Source organism: Acidovorax sp. 1608163 (assembly GCF_003669015.1).
Classification (GTDB): domain Bacteria; phylum Pseudomonadota; class Gammaproteobacteria; order Burkholderiales; family Burkholderiaceae_C; genus Acidovorax.
Genome location: NZ_CP033069.1, coordinates 4391422 through 4409312 on the forward strand (window position 1 = coordinate 4391422; position 17891 = coordinate 4409312).

6 protein-coding genes and 3 pseudogenes are annotated in these 17891 nt (G+C 65.3%); 3 read left to right on the forward strand and 6 right to left on the reverse strand.

The window, feature by feature from the left end; translation table 11 throughout:
• Positions 1–8: 8 nt before the first annotated feature.
• Complete coding sequence (gene argE, locus EAG14_RS23465) at positions 9–1166, forward strand: acetylornithine deacetylase (protein ID WP_240457077.1); 1158 nt, start codon at positions 9–11, stop codon at positions 1164–1166.
• 573 nt (positions 1167–1739) lie between these two features.
• Here the strand turns inward: argE and EAG14_RS23470 are convergent.
• Positions 1740–8054: pseudogene (locus EAG14_RS23470) on the reverse strand (beta strand repeat-containing protein); the annotation flags it as partial.
• 145 nt (positions 8055–8199) lie between these two features.
• Positions 8200–9348, reverse strand: a complete 1149-nt coding sequence (locus EAG14_RS19560; RefSeq protein ID WP_099742874.1) for an ABC transporter substrate-binding protein — start codon at positions 9346–9348, stop codon at positions 8200–8202.
• 134 nt (positions 9349–9482) lie between these two features.
• On the opposite strand from EAG14_RS19560, the pseudogene EAG14_RS19565 reads away from it, so the two are divergent.
• A pseudogene (locus EAG14_RS19565) lies at positions 9483–11554 on the forward strand (molybdopterin-dependent oxidoreductase).
• Positions 11555–11665: 111 nt separating this feature from the next.
• On the opposite strand, the gene EAG14_RS19570 reads toward EAG14_RS19565, so the two are convergent.
• From EAG14_RS19570 to EAG14_RS19580, 3 genes and pseudogenes are all read right to left on the reverse strand, one after another.
• Positions 11666–12769, reverse strand: a complete 1104-nt coding sequence (locus EAG14_RS19570) for a hypothetical protein (RefSeq protein ID WP_240456851.1) — start codon at positions 12767–12769, stop codon at positions 11666–11668.
• 202 nt (positions 12770–12971) lie between these two features.
• Positions 12972–14134: pseudogene (locus tag EAG14_RS19575) on the reverse strand (iron-containing alcohol dehydrogenase).
• 231 nt (positions 14135–14365) lie between these two features.
• Positions 14366–15892, reverse strand: coding sequence for a M66 family metalloprotease (locus tag EAG14_RS19580; RefSeq protein ID WP_205603434.1), 1527 nt, complete (start codon positions 15890–15892; stop codon positions 14366–14368).
• Between the two features lie 134 nt (positions 15893–16026).
• Here EAG14_RS19580 and EAG14_RS23060 point away from each other — a divergent pair, with 134 nt between their 5' ends.
• Positions 16027–16236: a hypothetical protein gene (locus tag EAG14_RS23060; RefSeq protein WP_205603435.1), complete on the forward strand. Its 210-nt coding sequence runs from the start codon at positions 16027–16029 to the stop codon at positions 16234–16236.
• 619 nt (positions 16237–16855) lie between these two features.
• On the opposite strand, the gene EAG14_RS19585 is transcribed toward EAG14_RS23060, so the two are convergent.
• A complete protein-coding gene (locus EAG14_RS19585) occupies positions 16856–17851 on the reverse strand; it encodes a tripartite tricarboxylate transporter substrate binding protein (RefSeq protein WP_121729879.1) in 996 nt (331 codons plus the stop codon).
• Positions 17852–17891: the final 40 nt, after the last annotated feature.

The window sequence follows — 17891 nt, forward strand, 5'->3', positions numbered from 1 at the left end:
GAGAACCCATGCTCTCCCCCCAAGCCCTTGAACTTGCGCAAACCCTGGTGCGCATGAACACCGTCAGCCAGAACTCCAACCTGGAGCTGATCCACTTTGTGCGCGACACCCTCGCCAAGCTGGGCGTGGCCAGCCGCCTCACGTACAACGCCGACAAGACCAAGGCCAACCTGTTTGCCACCCTGGGCGAGGGCAAGCCCAGCGGCATCATCCTGTCAGGCCACACCGACACCGTGCCCTGGACGGGGCAAAACTGGAGCATGGACCCCTTGAGTGCGCTGGTGCAGGACGGCAAGCTCTACGGCCGCGGCAGTGCCGACATGAAAGCCTTCATCGCCCTGGCGCTGGCGCATGCAGAAGCCTTCTTGAACAGCCAGGCCCCGTTCGCGGTGCACTTTGCGTTCAGCTACGACGAGGAGGTGGGTTGCTTTGGTGTGAAGGAGCTGATTGCCGACTTGCGCAACGCAGACATCAAGCCCTTGGCCTGCATTGTGGGTGAGCCCACGCTCATGGTGCCCGCCATTGCCCACAAGGGGGTGTACCGCTACAAGTGCTGCGTGCGAGGCAAGGAAGCGCACTCGTCGCTGACACCAAGCTCCGTCAACGCCATTGAAATGGCCGCCCGCGTGGTGGGCCGCGTGCGCGACATGGCCGAGGGTTTTGAGCAGCACGAGCCCCGCTTCGAAGGCTTTGACGTGCCCTTTTCCACCGCCAGCGTGGGCCAATTCCACGGCGGCATTGCCGACAACGTGGTGCCACGCGACGCCGAGTTCCGCTACGAATTTCGCGACCTGCCCACCGCCAACGCGGCGCAGATGCAGGCCGAGGTGCTGGCCTACGCCAAGTCGCTGGAGCCCGCGATGAAGAAGGTGGCCCCAGATGCGGGCTTTGGCTTTGAGACGATCTGCGAAATCCCCAGCTTTCTGGGCAGCAAGGACGACCCCGTCACCCGCCTGGCCCAGCAGCTCAGTGGTGAGCGCAGCACCACGCTGGTGGCGTTTGGCACCGAAGCCGGGCTGTTCAAAAACGCGGGCATCCCCACCGTGGTGTGCGGACCCGGCAGCATCCAGCAGGCCCACCAGCCCGACGAGTTTGTGAGCCTGGAGCAGTTGGCACGCTGCGAGGCGTTTTTGCAGGGGCTGGCAGCCGTGTCCGACTTCGGCTAAGCCAGAGGGCCCGGCGGGCCAGTCCCGAAAAGCCCCCGGGGAGGCTTTGAACCGATGCTTGCGCTGCCGTCCCAGTCGCACGGGCTCACTCCCACCGCCGTTGCGCCCCCAGCCCAAGCCCCCCAACAGCAGGGTCAGCAGCGCCCACATCCACGGGCCAAACACCGGAATGGCCGTGGCGGCCAAAGGGGCAGCAGGCACCAGACCCACCGGCAAGGCCGTGGCCAGCACCTGCCCCACGGTCACGGTCTGCCCGTCGGTGCCGGTGGTTTCGGTGTATCCCGTGGGGGGCGTCACAAACAGCTTCACCGTGGTCACCCCTGGCAGTTGCACACTGAAGTTGCCATTGGCATCGGTGGTGGCCGTCCAGGTCGCCGCAGCCACTTTGGCTTGTTGGCGGCTGCGCGCCTGCAGGGACAAGGGCGTGCCCTGCGTCACTTGCTGCAAGGTGATCTGCACGTTCGCAAATGGCTGCTCACCCGGGTCTTCGATGCCATTGCGGTTCAAGTCCTTGAACACATGGCCAGCGATGGTGCAGCCACACAGGCCAATCACGGTCACATCGCTGGCGGTGTTGTTGCCCGGCGTGGCATCGCCACCGCCCGACACCACAGCGGTATTGGTCACCGAAGCGGGAGCGCTGGTGCCCACCGTCACAGTGACCTGAATCACCGGCCAGCTGGAACCCGCAGCAAGTGCATCGCTGCGGGTGCAGGTCAGGCTGCCCAGCACACAAGTCCAGCCCGAACCGGCGATAGCGGTGGCCGTGAGACCTGCTGGCAAGGTGTCCGTCACCGTCACCACACCACTGCTGGGGCCAGCGCCCACGTTGCGCACCGTGAGGGTGTACACCGCACCGGTTTGGCCCTGGGTGAAGTTGCCCGTGTGCGCCTTGGCCATTGCCAGGTCCGGCACGAGGGACACGGTGGTGATCGTGGTCGGGTCGGTGGCGCTGTTGTTGGCGGTATTGGTTTCTCCGCCGCCGCTCACAGCCGCCTGGTTCGTCACCTGAGCGGCAGCATTGCCAGCCACAGAGACCGTGAGCGTGACGGTGGGGAACGACGCCCCGGCAGCCAGCACGTCAGACCGCGTACAGGTCAACGTGGCCAAGGTGCAAGTCCAGCCCGCACCACTGAGGGCGGTGGCCGTGAGGCCTGCGGGCAGTGTGTCTGTCACCACCACCTGGCCAGAGGTCGCGCCAGCACCCTGGTTGGCGACCACCAGCCGGTACTCCGCCCCCGTCTGGCCCTGGCTGAAATTGCCGGTGTGCGATTTGGCCAGCACCAGATCGGGGAGCGCCGAAGGGTTCACAAAGCCCATGTCGGCCTGCGCGCTCTGTGCCGCACCCACCGTGACCGAGGCTGGATTGGCGTAGCTGCCGCCCAGGCTCAACCCGGCCGGAATGCCACCGGTCACCGCTTGCACCGACCAAGTGCCCACGGGCACGACACGTGCGTAGCGGCCAGCGGCGTCGGTCACCTCTTCGTACACCAGCGTGTTGGTGCTGTCGTACAAGCGCACCGTCACGCCAGACAGCGGCCAATCCACTGCAGCATCGAAGCTGCTGCTGTTGTCTGTGTCATGAAACACCACCCCGGCGATGAGGCCGGAGTCTGCCCCCAGCACCACAACGTCTTCGGCGGTCGATCCCAGAAAGTCATAGGCCACCGTTCGGTTCACCGGTGTGGCACCCGCATCGTTTTGGTAAGTGGCAGTGCCCGCATTGGCCGACACCCGGGCAGCAAAGCGCACCGACAAGGTCTGCCCGGGTTGCACAGTGAAGCTGCCCCAGGACAGGCTGGAGTCGCCCACGACCGGAGCTGCAGACGGCGCAACGGGACTGCCATTGTTGAGCACCGCGGCAGTGGATTCGTACTGGAACCCGGAAGACAGCACATCCGTGACCGTCATCGATGCGATGGCGGTGGCTGCGGTGTTGCGCACCTCAATCACGTATTCGGCCAGACTGCCCGCGGCCACCGTGGGCGTGGTGGTGCGCTTGGTCACCACCAGTCCACCCACCGACGTGGTGGCGCTGGCCTGCACGGCAGCGCCACAGGTGCCGCACTGGACACTGGCCTGGTTGACATAGCTACCAGCGGCCTGGGGCAAGGCCACCAGTTGCACCGAGCCACTGGCACCGGGGTCAAGACTGCCCAGGCTCCAGCTCACGGTAGCGCCTGACACCGACCCCGTGGGCTCTGATGCCACGGGCACCATGCCCGAGGGCAGAGTGTCCGTGAGCGTCACATTGGCAGCAGTGGCTTTGCCAGTGTTTTGGTAAGTCAGCGTGTAACTGATGGCGGCCTGCACCAAGGCACCGGTTGCAGCGGTCACCGGCGATGCCAGGGTCAAGGTGGTTGGAGAAAGCCCAACCACCCGCACCACCGATCCGCCGACCGAGACATACTGGCCCAATGCGATCTGGCTGCTGTCGTTCACCCGCAGCTGTGTGGCGTTGGCGGCCGATTGCGTGAGCGTGGCCGCAGGGTAGCCCACCTGAGCGGGCGCCTGCTTGGTGAGCGTGAGCTGGGGCTGCGCAGAGGCAGACACCGTGGCACTGGCCGTGCGACTGGGCGCGTTCTGTGCCGTTACGCTGGCGGTGTTGACGATGGAGGTGTTGCCTGCAGCCAGCGCCTGCACCTTGGCCTGGAAGCTCAACGTGGCAGAAGCGCCCGCAGCCAGCGAGCCCACCTGGAAGACCACGCGGTTGCCCAAGGCATCAAAGCTGGCGCTGCCAGAGCCTGCCCCTGTGACCTGTGCGAAGGCCATGTTCGCAGGCACAGGGTCCTCCACTACCACGGCGCTGGCAGCAGAAGATCCACTGTTGGTCACCACCAGCGTGTAAGTCACCATATCGCCGGGCTCGGCGGTGGTTGGCGAAGCGGCCTTGGTCAGGGCCAGGATGGGGTTGCCGCTCAGAGACACAGCCACCGTGTTGCTGGTGCAGCTGGCGGGGGGATTGCCCCCCGTGCAGTAGCTGGCATCGGTGGCCGTGGCCAGGTTGTTCAACAGGGTAGACCCCGCCGGCACGCCACTGGTAGCGGCATTCATGGTGATCGTGGCCGTTGCGGCGGCCCCGGCGGCAAGGGTGCCCACCGTCCAGGTCACGGTCCCGCCCGACTGCGCACAGGAACCCACCGATGCCGTGCAACTGCCATAGGCAAAGTACGGCCGCACCGGCAGCATATCGCTCACGGCAACACTGGTGGCGGCTGCCTGGCCGGTGTTGACCAGTGTGAGCGTGTAGGTGACCGCGCCACCCGCAATGATGGACGTCTTGTCCGCCGCCTTGCTCAAACTGAGCGCAGGGGAGCCGCCTGCCGTGAGGCTGCCCACCACAGTGGATGCGGACGCATTGGCTACCGTGCTGCCCCCCGCCGCCACCGAGGCGTTGTTGGTAACGGTGCCAGAGGCCGCCCCGCTCAGCGCGGCCTGGATGACCAGCGTACCCGACTCACCCGCCTTGACCACGCCGCTGGTGCCAGTGGTGGAGTTCACGCTGAACGTGTAGGGATTGCCATACGGAGTGCTGCCCAGATTGACGGCCGCATTGTTGAGTGTGGCCCCCGTCATCGTGACGTTGGCGGGCAATGCGTCTTGCAGCGTCACGGCGCTGGCATCGGTGCCACCGGTGTTGGTGAACACCAGCGTGTACTGCACATTGGAAGGAACGGACGAGACGTTGGGCTGGTCCACCACCTTGGAGAGCGTGATGTTGGCAGGGGCCGACGCGTCGCAGATGGAAGAGCGCGAGTTGTAGGTCGGGCTGTTGTACCAGAAGGTGGGCAACTGGCCTGAGCCGCCCAACGTGAAACGCCATTCGAGCTGGTCACCCGCAGCGATCGTGGTGCCAGCCGGCACGGTGACCGTGAACGTCTGGAGCACCGGGCTGCCACTGCTGTTGGAAACCCCCTGCGCCGCGCTGCTGGCAATAGACTGGCTGCGTGTCACGTTATAGAGAGTGACCTGGAACGTGGCATTGCCGGTACTGGAGGCCATGAAGAAGCTGATGGTCAGCGTCTTGCCTGCGGCATTGATGCCTCCGGCAGGCGCAACGCCTGGGAACACCAACGTGGTCGTTCCCGGTTGCTCGCTGATGTTGGCGTCGCCACTGGCGGGCGGCGTGAGCGTGGCCGTGCGGCTGGTGGTGGGGCCATGGAAGTAGTACACGGCACTGCATGAGGCCCCCGTGATGCCGACATCGGCAGCGGCACTCACTCCCGTCGCATTGCCCGACCAGACCAATTTGGCGCTGTTGTGCACCGGATTGGGAAAAGTGAAAGGCGTCGAAGAACTCACGGCCGTGGTCATGGTCAGGGACGCACTGGCCCCTGCCGCCACAGTGCCCAGGTTCCAAGTTGCCACACCTGCGGACTGGGTACAGCCGCCCGTGCACGACGAGAACGTCGTCCCGGCAGGCAGCGTGTCGGTCACGACCACGCCAGACGCGGGCCCCGTGCCGTAGTTGCGGTAGCTCAGCGTCCAGGTGATAGAGCCCCCAGGCGCCACCCGCACAGCATTGGCAGACTTGCTCAAGGTGAAGGCTGGAGCGGGGGCATTGACGGCCACGGTGGTCGAGCCGCTGGCCGACACGGGAGATCCGTCTGGCGCCGTGGCCGACACCGTGGCGCTATTGACCAACGAAGTGCTGGCGTAGCTGGTGTTCACCGTGACGGTCACCGTGACGTCGCCCGAGGCACCGCCAGCGAGGCTTCCCAGAGACCATCCCACCGTGCCGCTGGCGTTGCTGCACGCAGTACCGCCAGTGCAACCCACGTAGGTCACACCCACAGGCAACGCGTCGCTGATGGCGGCTGCAGTTACCGTGACGGCGGAGTCGTTGGCATAACGCAGGGTGTACGTGAGCTGCGTGGTGCCATCGGGATTGATGTTGTAGCGGCTGGGTGTCTTGGTCAACGACAGGCGGGCTGCGTCCACCTGCAGTGCGACCGGGCTGCTGGTGAGCGTGCCATAGCTGGTTTCTGCCGATGCAGTGTTGTTGTAGTTGCCCGCCACTGTGCTGGCCTGGGCAACAAAGCCCACGACCACCACCGCGTTGTTTGCCACGGTCAGGGGTGCCGAGGGAATCCACGATACCGTGCCCGTGGCGCTGGCCGTGGGTGCGGTGTAGCCCGCAACGACCACCCCCCCATTGGTGAATGTGGTGGTCGATTGGTACGAAAACCCGGTGGGCAGCGGGTCATCGATGCGGCTGAGAGTGATCGCCGAACCTGTGGCGTTGGCAATCGTGACGGTGAATGTTGCGTTGCCGCCTGTGGCAAGGCTGGGTTGGCTGACGGTTTTGGTGATGGTGGGCGCAACCCCGCATTGGTTGAGCGCCAGACCGACCAGCGCCACCTGGCTGCCCGTCACTGAGGGATTGCCCCACCAGCTTTCGCCAGCGCCTGGCGCCGGCATCACGGGGCTGTGCAAAGGCACCGGGGCATAGGTGGTGCCGCCCATTTCAATGCGGTTCTGCGCGTCGCCCGCCACGTACGAGAACGTGCGGTTGTTCACGCCGGAAGGGGTCACCCCCAGATCGACCTGGGTGTTGTCGTCCAGTGCCTGCACACCAATCAGGTAGCTGCCCTTGGGCAGGCCCACACCGCTCCACTGCGCGGTCCAGGTGTTCAAGGTGCCGGGGCGCAGCGTGGCATCGGCCGCAAAGGTCCAGTTGGTGTTGTCGTCGGCAATGCCGTTGCCATTGGCATCGTGGTAATAAAAGAAGCGCACGGACTGCACCGACGGCACCACTGCGCCATTGACCACGGCCAGTGTGTCTTGCACTGTGGCGCTGAGTGTGTAGTTGCCTGGGCAGGTGTTGGGTGGCGTGGCCACCACCTTTGAAACGATGGGCTGGGCGTAGGCTGCAGCCTGATTGAACGAGATGTAGTCGCCAAAAGGTGCGGGGCGGGCCGACGACCCCGTCCAACTGGCATTGATCGCGCAATCCTTCTGGAAGGGGTTGTTCAGGCTGTTGGCCGTGCAAAACACCATCGACAGCGGTGTGCTGCGTGTGATCTTGGGCCCACCCTGGCTGCTGGCATCCAGCATCTGCACAGGGATCTGGTAGTCGATGAAATACTCGTTGCAAGGGCTGGTGCTTACACGCTTGGCCCGGGTGGTGCCGTAATCCCAGGCGGTTTCGGCGCTGCCATTGGGCCAGCTGGCCTGCGGCTCGTTTTGTGCGTTGCGCACACCAAAGTTCAACAGCTTGCCCGAAGCCGTGTCCACAAATGCCGTCGGGTTGTGGGCCAGCAGCTTGACGTTGGTGGGGTCGCCCAGGTAGTCCAGCGACTGCGTAGGGCGTTTGCTCCAGATGCCCGCAATCCTGTCAATGGCCGCGGCCGGGGCGCCCGACGATCCGTCCAGATGGGCGGCCAGGTCCAGGTATCCATCGCCGTCTACATCAAACAACACGCTCCACAGCGCAGAGCTCCAGGGGTCTGACGCGCCATAGGCCCCAGCGCTTGGGCCGGTGGCATACGTATTGGCAATTTGCTCCACACGCCAGCGGAACATGATGACGTCCTGGCTACCGTCTGGCGCCGCGCCCTGCCGCAGCGCGTAATAGACGCTGGGGTAGTTCTTGTCCACGCAGGACGATGAGATGTTGACGTAGTTCTGAGGGGCCGTCCCGCCGTTGGAAGGGTCTTGGGTCCGGGGGTCAGCCACCCCAGACTGGAACCGCGTGTATGGCTGCCAGTCTCCGCATTGGGGCCCACATTGCAGCGGGTTGGCGGGCTCGCTGGGCCAGGCAACCGCAGGAAAATGCGCGGCGCCATTGGCAAGGGTGGGAGGGTACGGATCGGCAACCACCGCCCCCGCCAACACCGTCAGCCCTGCCGCAACCCACAGCTGCGCACGCTTGAACCACTGCACCATGATCTTGTTCCTTCGCCTCGGAAATTCGGCCCCACCGGCCACTCCCAGGAACAAGAAGATGATCCCAGATCATCAATTTTATTATTTTCCTCAATAAATGAAAATATCTTTGGGCAAAAATTACCAATTTAAATAGAAAAATGATTTAAGTGCGAACCCTGCCATCCCCGGTGAGCATAGACATCTCCACAAAATGCGACGCAGAGTGGTCGTTGGGGCCAAACGACACCGGGTAGCCCGAGATGACCTGGGTGCCGATGCCCTCCAGGCCGGAAATCAGGCTGTCGCGGGTGATCTTGCCGCTGCCCTGGGCCTGGCGCAGCCCCTCGGTGAAGATGCGCGCTGCCACAAAGCCCTCCATGCTGGAATAGTTGGCCTGCACCTTGTCGCCGCCTTTTTTGATGGCCTCCAGAAACTCGCGCGTTATCTGGCGCGAGGGCTGGTAGGGCGAGGGAACGACCTGCGACACCACGACCCCGGCACCGTCTTTGCCCAGCTCGTCGGCCAGGGCCTGTGTGCCCACAAACGACACGTTATAGAACGTGCCGCCAAAACCGGCCTTGCGCGCTGCACGCACAAAGGCAGCGCTGGCACCGTAGGCTGCGATCTGAACCACGGCATCGGGCTTGGCAGCCACCAGTTTTTCCACGGCAGCGGCGACATCGACCGAATTGCGCTCCACCGTGGCAGCGGCCACCAGGGCCAGCTTCTGCTCGCCCAGCGCCTTGTTCACGCCGTCCAGCCCAGCTTTGCCATAGGCATCGTTTTGGTGAAAGACAGCAATTTTCTTGAGCCCCAGGTTGACCAGCTGGCGCACGATGAGCGCGGTTTCGTCGTAGTACGAGGCGCGCACATGGAACACAAGGCGGTTGAACGGCTGGCGCAGCGATTCGGCCCCCGTGAACGGCGCAAAGAACGGCACCTTGGCCTGGGTGAACAGGGGCAGCGCCGCCATGCTGGTGGGCGTGCCCACGTAGCCAAACAGGGCAAACACCTCGTCGGCGATCAACTTGCGGGTGTTTTCGGCGCAGCGGTCGGGCTCATACCCATCGTCCAGGGTGCGGATTTCCACCGTGCGCTTGCCGATGCCACCAGCGGCGTTAAGCTGGTCAAAAAACAGCTTGGCGCCCTGGTTGAACTGGATGCCCAATTGGGCCGCGGGGCCGGAGAATGCGGCAGATTGCCCCAACACGATGCGCCCCTCGCTCTGCGCACGGGCCAGCCCAAAACCGCCCAGGGCAGCAGCACCGACACCCACGGAAAATTGTCTGCGACTTAAAACGGATGGATTCATGGCAGGCTCATTGTTGGTTTTGGAGGGAGGGGAACGTATAACCGTTGCCCTGGAGATGGTGCCCTAAGCTGCCACGCAGCCGTAGCGAGTGCACACAATTCATTACATTCGAATTCTCAGATGACCACGAAAAAATGTCTGTATCTATTAGCGTAAACCCCACACCATCGCCGGTATTGAACATTCGTGGCGCCTGCCCGCACGACTGCCCCGACACCTGTGGCCTGATCACCACGGTGGACAACGGCGTGGCCACCCGCGTGCAAGGCAACCCCGACCACCCGCACACCGATGGCGTGCTGTGCGCCAAGGTGAGCAAGTACACCGAACGCACTTACCACCCGGAGCGCATCCTCACGCCGCTCAAGCGCAGCGGCCCCAAGGGGAGCGGCCAATTCACCCCCGTGACCTGGGACGAGGCGCTGGCTGACATTGCGCAGCGCCTGTCCAGCATTGCAGCGCGCGCGCCCGAGGCCATCCTGCCCTACAGCTACGCAGGCACCATGGGCCTGGTACAGGGCGAGAGCATGGACCGCCGCTTCTTTCACCACCTGGGCGCCTCGCTGCTGGACCGCACCATCTGCGCGTCCGCCGGAGGCGAGGGGCTGGTGCAGACCTTGGGCGGCAAGGTAGGCATGAAGGTGGAGTTCTTTACCGAATCCAAGCTCATCCTTATCTGGGGCAGCAATTCGATTGGCAGCAACCTGCACTTCTGGCGCTACGCCCAGCAGGCCAAGCGCAACGGCGCCAAGCTGGTGTGCATCGACCCGCGCAAGAGCGAAACCGCCGACAAGTGCCACGAGCACATCGCCCTGCTGCCCGGCACCGACGCCGCCCTGGCGCTGGCGCTGATGCACGAGTTGATTGCCAATGACTGGCTGGACCACGACTACATCGCCCAGCACACGCTGGGCTGGGCTCAATTGCGCGAGCGCGCCCTGCAATGGCCACCCGAGCGTGCGGCCGAAGTCTGCGGTATCCCGGTCGAACAAATCCGCCAGCTGGCCAAGGACTACGGCACCACAACGCCTGCCGCCATCCGCCTGAACTACGGCATGCAGCGCGTACGCGGCGGCGGCAATGCGGTGCGCGCCGTGGCCTGCCTTCCCGCACTCACCGGCGCGTGGCGGCACCGTGCGGGGGGCTGCTGCTGTCCAGCTCCGGGCAGTTTCCGGTGCAGCGCGCGGCGCTACACCGCCCCGACCTGCTGGCCGGGCGCACGCCGCGCACCATCAACATGTCCACGATTGGCGACGACCTGCTGCGTGAGGCCTTGCCCGCCTTCGGCCCCAAGGTCGAAGCGGTGGTGGTCTACAACAGCAACCCCGTGGCCGTGGCGCCTGATTCAGGCAAGGTGGTGCAAGGCTTTGCCCGCGAAGACCTGTTCACCGTGGTGCTGGAGCACTTTCACACCGACACGGCCGACTACGCCGACTACATCCTGCCCGCCACCACGCAGCTCGAGCACTGGGATGTGCACCTGGCCTATGGGCACACCGATGTGATGCTCAACCGCCCCGCCATCGCCCCCGTGGGCGAGGCACGCAGCAACGCCCAGATCTTCCGCGACCTGGCCGCCCGCATGGGCCTGACCGACCCCTGCTTTGCCGACAGCGACGAGGCCCTGTGCCGCCAAGCCTTTGGCAAGGCGGTGGACTACACGCTGCTGGAATCGCAGGGCTTTGCCACGCTGGCGGGGCCAGATGCTCCGTTTGCCGAGGGCGGTTTTCCCACGCCATCGGGTCAATGCGAATTCTTCAGCGCCCGGCTGGCTGCGCAGGGGCTGGACGGCCTGCCCGACCACCTGCCCAACCACGAGCTGCAGGGCACCAGCGCCCGCTACCCGCTGGCGATGATCTCGCCGCCCGCACGCAACTTCCTCAACTCCACCTTCGTCAACGTCAAGAGCCTGCGCACCATCGAAGGCCGCCCGCTGCTAGAGATGCACCCCGACGACGCCGCCGCACGCGGCATTGCCGATGGCAGCACCGTGCGCGTGTTCAACGACCGGGGCAGCTACCAATGCCACGCCGAGGTGTCAGCCCGCGCCCGCCCAGGCGTGGTGAACGGCCTGGGCATTTGGTGGCGCAAGCTGGGGCTGAACGGCACCAACGTGAACGAGTTGACCAGCCAGGCCCTGACCGACCTGGGCCGCGCGCCCACGTTTTATGACTGCCTGGTGGAGGTGGAGGCTTGCGCAGCGTGATGCTGCGCACGATTCCTCCGAAAGGTCTTTCCTCGAAACATTGCTATTGAATTAATAGCTTCTAGCGCTTATCCAATAAGCGCTAGAGGCCTTTTTTCTTCAAACCCCTGCTCACTGCCACTGCCGCGCAAAGAACTGCAGCACCTGGGCGTCCAGTTGCGGCTGAAAGGCCACACGGTCAAAGCCTGCGGGGTTGGCGGCAGCGTCCCCCGCCGCGGAGGGCAGGCTCATGGAGGGCTGCGTCATGAAAGCAAAGTGGCCCGCCCCAGGCACCGTGCTGGCGTCCGCACCCGGCACATGGGCTGCGACGTAGCTGCCGTGGTACTGGCCGTTGAGCACCTGATCGTGTTCGGCAAGGATCAGCCGCACCGGCACACGCACAGCGGCCAAGCTTTCGGGGGTAAAGACCACGGCCATGGGAGCAAGCGCGACGACGGCGCGGATGCGCGGATCAGGCGCCGACACCCGTGCGCCATCCAGCGGCCGCACCACAGTGGAGGCGCTGCCTGCACTGCTTGCCATGGGTGCTGGGGCCGCAGCGGCTGTGGATGCCCCCTCTGCGCCGTTGGAGCCCTTGGCCAGGCCGCAAAAGCCCGCGTCATCCTGCACTGTGCGGCAATGCTGCCCGGCACGTGCGGGCTCAGCCTGCGCCCCGGCCAGCGCCAGCACCGTGTAGCCGCCAGCGGAATGTCCTACCGCGCCAATGCGCCCGGCAGGAATGCGTGGCGCCCATTCAGGGCTGGCCAGTAAAGCGTCCAGCACACGACTGCCCTGGCGCGGGCGCTCACCGAAATAGCTGCCAGAGGTGACCATGGACCGGTCTTGCCAGTTGTCCCCTGGGTGGCGCAGAGCCGCCACCAGGTACCCATCCTCCGCCAAGCGCGTAGCCAGGTGATGCTGCCCAAACTCACTGCCGCCAGTGCCATGGGACAACAGGATCAAGCCCTTGAGCGCCGCAGCAGACACCGGAGCCCCCGGAGCCACCACCGGGCTCCAAGGCCCCATGGGAATGGGACGTGCCTGGGCGGGTGTGGGGTAGAACAGAGCCACGGTCACAGGCTCGTCGCCTGCCACCGTCATGGTGCGCAGGCCCGCCTGCTGCACCGGACCTTGTACCGGCGCTTGCACCTGAGCGTGCGCAGGAACCGCCAGGGCGACCGTTGCCAACGCACCGGCGATGACCCCGCGCCATGCGCCGGGAAGAGTGCGAGCCACGAAGGGAAAAAAGCCAGAGCGGGAGGAGGAGATCACAGTGCGCCTTTCAAGGAAGGCCGCCAGTGCGGCGGCATGGGGGCACTGTAGAAAAGACGCGCCCGGCATTCCAGCGGTCTGCGACGAAGCGCGCCGCACCGGCGCGAAACCACAGCATGCAGGCGCGGGCTGCACCACCCGCGCCTGCAATGCCGCGGCGAAAGGCTTAAAGCGCCGCTTCCAGAATCCGGCGGCTCACCGCAGGCGTGATCTCGCGCTGCTCGCCCAGCTTGACCATGCCGTGGGCTTCCAGCTGGGTGATGACGGTGTCGATCACTTCCGCACCGAGGCCGTAGCCGGACAGGCGGGTGCGGATGCCCATGCTTTCGAAGAAATCACGGGTGCGCTCGATGGCGGCAGTGATGCGTTCGTCTTCGCTGCCGGTGGTGAGGCCCCACACGCGTTCGGCGTACTGCAGCAGCTTGGCGCGCTTGGGGCCCCGGCGTTCGTTGAGCAGCGCGGGCAGCACGATGGCCAACGTGCGGGCGTGGTCGATGCCGTGCAGGGCTGTCAGCTCATGGCCGATCATGTGCGTGGCCCAGTCTTGCGGAACGCCCGCGCCAATCAGGCCGTTGAGCGCCATGGTGGCGGCCCACATCAGGTTGGCACGGTCGTCGTACACGGGTTCGGGGGCCGTGAGCAAGCGCGGGCCCACCTCGATCAGCGTGTGCAGGATGCCTTCGGCAAAGCGGTCTTGCACGGGGGCGTTCACGGGGTAGGTCAGGTACTGCTCTACCGTGTGCACAAAGGCGTCGACCACGCCGTTGGCCAGTTGCTGGGGCGGCAGGGTGTAGGTCTTGGTGGGGTCCAGCACCGAGAAGACGGGGTAAGTGTGCTCGCTGTTGAAGGGCAGCTTGGCGCCCTTGGCGCGGTGGGTGATGACGCTGCCGTTGTTCATCTCCGAGCCCGTGGCGGGCAAGGTGAGCACAGCGCCAAACGGCAGCGCGCGCTGCACGTTGCGGCCAAATTTTTCCAGAATCGCCCAGGGGTCGCCCCCTCGAACAGCACCGCAGCAGCGATGAATTTGGTGGCGTCAATGACCGAGCCCCCACCCACGGCCAGCAAGAAATCAAAACCGCCTTCGCGGATCTGCGCCACGGCGTTCATGGAAGTTTCGTAGCTGGGGTTGGGCTCAATGCCCGTGAAGGTGGCGTGCTGGCGGCTGCCCAGCGCGGTGCGCACCTCGGCCAGGGTGCCGGTCTTCTCAGCACTGGCGCCACCCACCAGGATCAGCACCTTGGCGGCGGCGGGCACCAGTTTGTCCAAGTCGGCAATGCGGCCCTGGCCAAAGGCGATGCGGGTGGGGTTGTGGAAGTCGAAGTTCAGCATGCGTGGGTTCCTTGGTGTGGAGAGGCGGGCCTGCAGAGACAAACCTGCGGCACCTGCTTGTTTGCAGCCACGAAGGTTAACGCTGCGGCGCAGCGGCGGCACGCCACCTTGGCGACAACCCTGCCTGGCGTGCAGCCTATGCGCAGGGCGTCCGCCGAGGCGGGCACTTTCGGCCACAAAAAAGGGGGCGTAAAGCCCCCTTGGGTGTAATGCCGCCGCAGCCTGGTGGCGTCAGCGCTTTTGCTCGATGCGCACGGCGTTCAGGCCATCCGAGAAGCTCAACTCATAACGGCCACCCGCTGGCACACCCTGGATGGGCAGCTGCAACTTGCCGCCCTTGGCGTCCACGATGAGGGTGGAGCGCTTGTCGCCCACATGGGTGACCATGAGGTAAGGGTAGGTCTGCGCATCCCACTGCACGGTCAGCACCCCGCCCTGCTCCACCGCAGACATCTGCGGCGCACTGGCTTTGGTGTAGATGCCGTTCTTGGCCACGGCCTGGCTGCTGTACAGCACCTGGTCGCCGCGCAGGATGGCCACCGATAACACCTGCCCCGGGTTGGGCACCGAGAAGCTGAACAAGGCCAAGTCTGAGCGGTGGTCCAGCGTATCGGTGGCAAACGGATATTGCACCGTGCCCGCGGTGGTGGTGATGCGCAGGGTGTAAGGGCCGGGCGCAGGCGCTTGCAGCAGGCCCTGGAAGGCCTTGAGCGGGTTGACCTTGACGCCAGAGGCATCGAGCTGGCCGCTGATGAGCAGCAGCTCTTGCGGCAGCTCGGCCGCCTTGGTCTCGGTGACGTACAGGGCGTCCGCAGGGGTCAAGTGCTTTTGCATCTTGCGGTAGCTGTAGTCCGAGAAGCTGCTGCCGCCGCAGTAGCTCATGGCGTCGTGCTTGCTGGTGTCGGTGGCGTCAATGAACGTTGCCGTGCTGAGGTTGTAGCCCCAGATGTAACGACCGCTACCGCCCAGAGTGCCACCCGCGTAGGGGTACTGCGGGTCGCCGTTGGTCACGCCGCAGGGGGCGTGGCTCAGGCTCAGGTTGTGACCCAGTTCATGGACCATGGTGTCCAGCGCAACGCCCATATTGGAGCCAAATTTACCCACCCCCACCGCCGCATTGCCGGGCACATAGCCTAGCCCCACAAGCCCATAGGTGATTTTCGGCAGAAAGCCGTAGTAGTACGTGCGGCTGCTGCCGCTTTCGCTGGTGCGCAGGGCCGCCATCTCACCCAGGACCTTGCCCATCGCGGTGGACCATTCCGCCTCGTCCGCTGGGAAGGTGGGAACGGCCGTGGAGGTGAAGGTAGCGTGGATTTGCTCCGTCACCTTGCCCACCGGTACCTTGGGCTGGAAATAGGCGGCCATGCCGGCAGGCATGTCGACGGTGGTGGACCCGATTTTGACCGGCACCGCCATGAGCGTGATGGCGTTTTCTGCCCCCACGCGCGGCGTGACGGTGGTGGGTGTCTGGCCATTGGCCAAGCTGACCTTCAGCACGATGCCACTGTTGATCAGCGCGGCCGGAATGGTGGCGGAGTACGCCGTGGCCAAGCTGGGCGAGGCGGGCGCCGTGGTGGGGATGGCGCCTGTGGGTGCCGTCATTGCAATGGTCTGCAGCAACTGGCCGCTGCTGTTTTCCACACGCAGACTGCCCGTGGGCTTGGCCTCTGCGGCGTTGGTGGTGGTGACCTTGGCCAGCAGCAGAACGTTTTTGTTCTTGACCAGCACCAGCTCGGCATCCGTGACCGGGTAGACCATGGTCTGCGCCAGCTCGACGCTGGCAATGCGGGCGGAGGACGTCGGTGCAGGCGCGGGAGCCGGTGCGGGCGTTGGCGAAGGTGCGGGGGCCGGAGTGGGCGCAGGCGCTGGGGCTGGCGCGGGGGCCGGAGTAGGTGCAGGCGCTGGCGTGGGAGCCGGTGCAGGAGCCGGTGCAGGTGCAGGTGCAGGTGCGGGAGCCGGTGCAGGTGCGGGTGCGGGTGCAGGCACTGGGGCCGGAGCAGGCGCAGGCGTGGGAGCTGGGGCTGGAGTGGGCGCTGGGGCCGGAACTGGAACTGGAGTCGGACTGGGCGTTGGCGCCGGAGCCGGTGCGGGGGCCGGAGTAGGCGTTGGCGCGGGAGTCGGTGTGGGAGCCGGGACCGGTGTTGGCACCGGCGCAGGTGCCGGGGTCGGCACAGGATTCGGCTCGGCCACAGGGGTCGGCGCCGGGGTGGTGGGGACGGCCGTTGGGGGCTCGGGCGTCGAGACCGTGCTGCCATCGTCGTTGCCGCCCCCGCAGGCGGTCAGCGCCACCAGGGTGGTGAAGGCGGCGATGGCCCGCAGGCTGGCACGGCTCGCCGTGGTGGCACGGGGTGCCCACACCTGCCCCTCAGGTACCTGGGCGCCTTGGGCAGCAGCGGCGGGCGCGACAACACCTTCCCGAATGGCAACGGGCTTTGAAACCATGGCTTTCCCTCTCTCGTCGTGAACTGGGGCCTGTTGCGCTCAAACACCGGTCAAACACCCTGCAACGGCCCGCTTTATGCGGTGAAAAATGCAAAGAGCCTGTTCAACCCTTTTTTAGGGGCTGAACAGGCTCTTCGCCGAGAACAAAATTTTAGCTAACAGTATGCAAATGCCGGTAAGCATCTGTTACATGCTGCCATTTGCGAATGTTTGCGAATGGTTTGCTGCGCAGCAGCGCCCGCAGTGCAGGGGAGCAGGCAGCCCAGGCTGCGCAAGAGGTCAGTCCAGGCGCACGCCTGCAGCCTTGATGATTTCGCCCCACCGCTTGGACTCGGCCCGCGCCATGGCGCGGAACTGCTCGGGCGTGCCGGGCAAGGCTTCCATGCCAAAGTCCTGCATGCGTTTGACCACGGCGGGGTTGGACAAGGCTTTGTTCAGATCCGCATTGAGGCGGGCCGTAATGGCAGCAGGCAGGCCAGCGGGGCCCAACAGGCCCTGGAAGGCAAACACTTCTGTATTGGGGACACCGGCTTCGGCCAGCGTGGGCACATCCGGCAAAGCCGCCACCCGTTGGGCCGAGCCGATGGCCAGCGCCCGCACCTTGCCCGAGGTGATGACGGGCAGGCCCGCCGCCAGGTCCAGGAACATGCAGGGCACCTGCCCGCCCATCACGTCCTGCAGCGCAGGCGCGGCGCCGCGGTAGGGGATGTGCGTGAGGAAGGTCTTGGTGCGGTGCTTGAACATCTCCATCGCCAAGTGGTGTGGCGAGCCGTTGCCGGGCGATGCGTAGTTGAGCTTGCCAGGGTTGGCGCGTGCGTAGGCCAGGAATTCCTTCACCGTCTTGGCTTCAAACGCCGGGTTCACCACCAGCGCCAGCGGAAAGCGGCTGATACCGCCCACGTAGGTGAAGTCCTTTTCGGGGTTGAAGGGCAGCTTGGTGAAGAGATGCTCGTTGTAGGCCAGCACGGCGTTGTCGGCCGACATGAAGGTGTTGCCGTCGGGCTTGGCCGTGGCCACCATCTGCGCGCCGATGTTGGTGGAGGCGCCGGGGCGGTTGTCCACGACGATCTGCTGGCCCAGCGTCTGGCGCATGGCCTCGGCCACGGTGCGGGCCAGCACGTCGGTGCCGCCACCTGCGGGGTACGGCACCACCCAGCGCAAGGGCTGGTCAGGCCAGGCGGCTTGGGCGCGCGCCGAGGGAGTAGAGAGGGCCGACAGGGCCGCGCCTGTGGCGGCCAGAGCGGGAAGGGCTGAAAGAAGGGTTCTGCGTTGCATGGCTTGTCTCCGTTTGCTTTATTTTTGATAGCTGCCAGCG

Coding starts and splice junctions, on each gene's coding strand:
- argE (WP_240457077.1), top strand. CDS start 9: ATGCTCTCCCCCCAAGCCCTTGAACTTGCGCAAACCCTGGTGCGCATG.
- EAG14_RS19560 (WP_099742874.1), bottom strand. CDS start 9,348: ATGAATCCATCCGTTTTAAGTCGCAGACAATTTTCCGTGGGTGTCGGT.
- EAG14_RS19580 (WP_205603434.1), bottom strand. CDS start 15,892: ATGGTCTACCCGGTCACGGATGCCGAGCTGGTGCTGGTCAAGAACAAA.
- EAG14_RS19585 (WP_121729879.1), bottom strand. CDS start 17,851: ATGCAACGCAGAACCCTTCTTTCAGCCCTTCCCGCTCTGGCCGCCACA.